The 4,003-nt window shown below is 64.1% G+C and carries 4 protein-coding genes; all 4 read left to right on the forward strand.

What is annotated here, in order from left to right; all coding sequences use genetic code 11:
* Positions 1-1,480, forward strand: a 1,480-nt coding sequence (locus G1E_RS04630; protein ID WP_084728181.1) for a phosphoethanolamine transferase, incomplete at its 5' end; no start/stop codon positions are given.
* A gap of 112 nt (positions 1,481-1,592) precedes the next feature.
* A complete protein-coding gene (rnd, locus tag G1E_RS04635) occupies positions 1,593-2,726 on the forward strand; it encodes a ribonuclease D (protein WP_009686809.1) in 1,134 nt (377 codons plus the stop codon).
* Positions 2,723-3,016, forward strand: coding sequence for a YcgL domain-containing protein (locus G1E_RS04640; RefSeq protein WP_009686808.1), 294 nt, complete (start codon positions 2,723-2,725; stop codon positions 3,014-3,016). The genes rnd and G1E_RS04640 overlap by 4 nt, the downstream gene beginning before the upstream one ends.
* Before the next feature lie 2 nt (positions 3,017-3,018).
* Entirely contained in the window at positions 3,019-3,975 is a 957-nt protein-coding gene (locus G1E_RS04645; protein ID WP_047149674.1) for a D-2-hydroxyacid dehydrogenase, read from the forward strand.
* Positions 3,976-4,003: the final 28 nt, after the last annotated feature.

Below are 4,003 nucleotides of genomic sequence, written 5' to 3' on the forward strand. Positions count from 1 at the left end.
GCTGTTCGCGTTCAACCTGGTACTCACTTTATTTGCCTTCCGTTATGTGTTGAAGCCGTTACTTGTGGTCTTGTTCATCAGTGGCGCCGGCGTGGCTTACTTCATGAACCAGTACGGCGTACTTATTGATGCGGGCATGTTCCGCAACATGGCCGAAACCAATGTGGCGGAAGTGCGCGACCTGATGTCGTTCAAGTTTGCCGCTTACATCCTGCTGCTGGGGGTGTTGCCTTCGGTGCTGGTGTGCAAGGCGCAGATCGCCTACCGCCGCTGGCAGCGCGAACTGCTTGGCAAGCTGCTGGTGAGTGGTGCCTGCGTGGTGGCGCTGGGTTCGGTGGCGCTGGTCAACTACCAAGGGCTGTCGTCGCTGTTTCGCAACCACCACGAACTGCGCCTGATGCTGACCCCAAGCAATATCGTGGGCGCCTCCATTGGTTATGTCGGCGAACGGGTTGGTACCGCAGCGCGGCCGTTCCAGCCTTACGGCGAAGATGCCAAGCGTGATGTGGCCTGGCAGAAACATGAGCGCAAATCGCTGACCGTGCTGGTGGTCGGGGAAAGTGCCCGGGCAGACCACTTCGGTGTCTTGGGCTATGGCCGCGATACCACGCCGAACCTGGCCAAGGAGCAGGGCCTGCTGGCGTTCTCCGACGTGCATTCGTGCGGCACGGAAACGGCGGTTTCGGTACCGTGCATGTTCTCTGGCATGCAGCGCAAGGACTACGACGCCAGTGTCGCCAAGAACCGCGAAGGGCTGCTGGACATCCTCCAGCGTGCCGGCCTTGCCGTGCAGTGGCGGGACAACCAGTCGGGTTGCAAGGGCACTTGCGATCGCGTGCAGTTCATCGATGTCAGCAACCTCAAGGACCCGCAACTGTGCGCCGGCGGTGAATGCCATGACCAGATCCTGCTGCAAGGCCTGGATGCGCTGATCGACAACCTCGACAAGGACACCGTGCTGGTGCTGCACCAGATGGGCAGCCATGGCCCCGAGTACTTCAAGCGCTACCCCGAAGGCGGCGAGCGTTTCAGCCCGGTGTGCCAGAGCAACGCCCTGAACCAGTGCAGCGAACAGCAAATCATCAACGGCTACGACAACACCCTGGCCTACACCGACAAGGTCCTGGCCTCGTTGATCGACACCCTGCGCAGCAAGCAGGACAAGGTGGACACGGCGATGATCTACCTGTCCGACCATGGCGAGTCGCTGGGTGAGTACAACCTGTTCCTGCACGGCACACCGTACGCCATCGCCCCCGAGCAGCAGAAGCACGTTCCGCTGCTGACCTGGTTCTCCGACAGCTACAAGGAGGACTTCGGCCTCGATACCGACTGCCTGGCCAAGCTCAGCGACGCCCCGCTGTCGCAAGACAACCTGTTCCACTCGATGCTTGGCCTGCTGCAGGTACACACCGAGGTCTACCAACGGTCGCTGGACATGTTCGCCAGTTGCCGCCCGTGGCTGACGGCCAAGCGCTGACGCCTACACCCTGTGTGCAAACGCACCATTGATCGATATCAAGGATGGCCCGGGTTTCACCAGCAGTGCCCGCGCCGTATATACTGCGCGCCAATGTTAGTGGGAGAGCCTTGTGGCCATCGAAATTCACTGGATATGTGACGACCAGAGCCTGGCTGAACACTGCCGCGACTGGCAGCAACTGCCGTTTGTCGCCGTCGATACCGAGTTCATGCGGGTCGACACCTTTTACCCGAAGGCCGGGCTGATCCAGATTGGCGACGGCCAACGGGCCTTCCTGATCGACCCGCTGCTGATCGGCAACTGGCAACCCCTGGCCGAGCTGCTGGAAAACAGTGGTGTGGTCAAGGTGCTGCATGCCTGCAGCGAAGACCTCGAAGTGCTGTTGCGCCTGACCGGCAAGTTGCCACAACCGTTGTTCGACACCCAGCTGGCCGCCGGTTACCTGAACCTTGGCTTTTCCATGGGCTACTCGCGCCTGGTGCAGGAAGTGCTGGGCATCGACCTGCCCAAGGGCGAAACCCGCTCCGACTGGCTGCAGCGCCCGCTGTCGGACACCCAGGTCAGCTACGCGGCCGAAGATGCCGTGCACCTGGCCGAGCTGTTTACCGTGCTGCGCCCGCGCCTTAGCGACGACAAATACGCCTGGGTGCTGGAGGATGGCGCCGAGCTGGTCGCCGCCTTGCGTCGCGAAGTCGAGCCAGCCACCTTGTACCGCGACGTCAAGCTGGCCTGGAAGCTGGCGCCCCAGCAGTTGGCCGTGCTGCGTGAGCTGTGCGCCTGGCGCGAGCGTACTGCCCGCAGCCGCGATGTACCCCGCAACCGCGTGCTCAAGGAACACTCGCTGTGGCCCATCGCCAAGAACCAGCCGAGCAACCTGTCGGCGCTGGCCAAGGTCGAAGAGATGCACCCGCGCACCATTCGTCAGGACGGTGAGTTTCTTATCCAGCTGATCAAGCGCGCCGCCAGCCTGCCTGCCGAGCAGTGGCCAGCGCCCTTGCCCGAACCGCTGCCGATCGAAGCCAGCGGCATCCTCAAGCAGCTGCGCGCCATCGGCCAGGCCGAAGGCGAGCGCCTGGGCATTGCCCCTGAGCTGATGCTGCGTAAAAAAGCCCTGGAGGCACTGCTCAAGAGCGGTTACCCCAATGGCCCTTATCAATTGCCCGATTCGCTGCGCGGCTGGCGCCGTGAGCGCATGGGCCAGGCCCTGCTGGACAGCCTTGCAGGCGCCGGAGAGACCCGATGAAACGCATTTGCTCCATCTACAAGAGCCCCCGCAAGAACGAAATGTACCTGTACGTGCTCAAGGCTGACGGCCTTGAGCGCGTGCCAGAAGGCCTGCTGCCGTTCTTCGGCACCCCCGTGCATGCCTTCGACCTGGTGCTCAGCCCGGAACGCAAGCTGGCCCGCGAAGACATCACCAAGGTGTTGGAGAACCTCGACAACCAGGGCTACCACCTGCAGATGCCACCGCCGGATGACGAGTACATCGAGCACCTGCCCGAAGAGCTGCTGCGCCGCAACGACCCGGCCTGAACATGCGCGTACTGATTGCCGAGCATGACCATGCCCGCTACGCCGCGCTTTTGCGCGCAGCCGCGCCTGAACTGGAAATCCTGACCAGTGGCGACTCGGCCGAACTGGCCCGCCAGGCGCCGCGTTGCCCGGTGTGGCTGGGCCAGCCCGACCTGCTGGCGAGCTTGCTGCGCCAGGGCCACCAACCGCGCTGGCTGCAGTCGACCTGGGCCGGCATCACACCGTTGCTGGCCGACGGCTTGCCGCGTGACTATCGCCTGACCCGAGCGGTGGGCATTTTCGGCCAGGTAATGGCCGAGTACATGCTCACCTACATGCTTGGCCATGAGCGCGAGGTGCTGTCGCGCCTGGTCAGCCAGGTCGAGCGGCGCTGGGACGACCGCCCGGGGCGCACGCTGGAAGGGCGCAGGGTGCTGATCGTGGGCACCGGCGACATCGGCCAGCGCGTGGCCGAGTTCCTGCAGCCGTTTGGCGTGGTGCTGTACGGCGTTGCCAGCAGCGCCCGCGAGCAGGCACCGTTCGTTGAAGTGGCGGGGCTGGCCGGCCCGCCNNTGGCGGCGCTGGCCGACCTGCCGCGCATGGTTGGCCAGGTCGACTACGTGCTCAACCTGCTGCCGGATACCACGGCTACCCACGACCTGTACAACGCCGCACTGTTCAAGTGCTTCCAGCCCACGGCGCTGTTCATCAATGCCGGGCGGGGTGCGGCGGTGGTCGATGCCGACCTGGTAGCGGCGTTGAAGGAGGGGCATCTGGCCGGGGCGGTGATCGATGTGTGCCGCCAGGAGCCGTTGCCCAGGCAGCACCCGTTCTGGACGGCCTGGGGCTTGCTGCTGACCGGGCACAGCTCGGCGCCCACCTCGCCGGCGGCGATGGTGCGGTTGTTTGTCGAGAATATGCGGGCGTATGAAGCCGGGCAGGGGTTGCGCGGTGAAGTGGACTTCGCCAGGGGCTATTGACTGCTTTGGCTTGTGCCGGCCTGTTCGC

Source organism: Pseudomonas sp. TJI-51, from assembly GCF_000190455.2.
Lineage (GTDB): Bacteria > Pseudomonadota > Gammaproteobacteria > Pseudomonadales > Pseudomonadaceae > Aquipseudomonas > Aquipseudomonas juntendi.

What these genes read in the sequence shown, in the direction of transcription:
- G1E_RS04640 (WP_009686808.1), top strand. Translation starts at nt 2,723, where the DNA reads ATGAAACGCATTTGCTCCATCTACAAGAGCCCCCGCAAGAACGAAATG.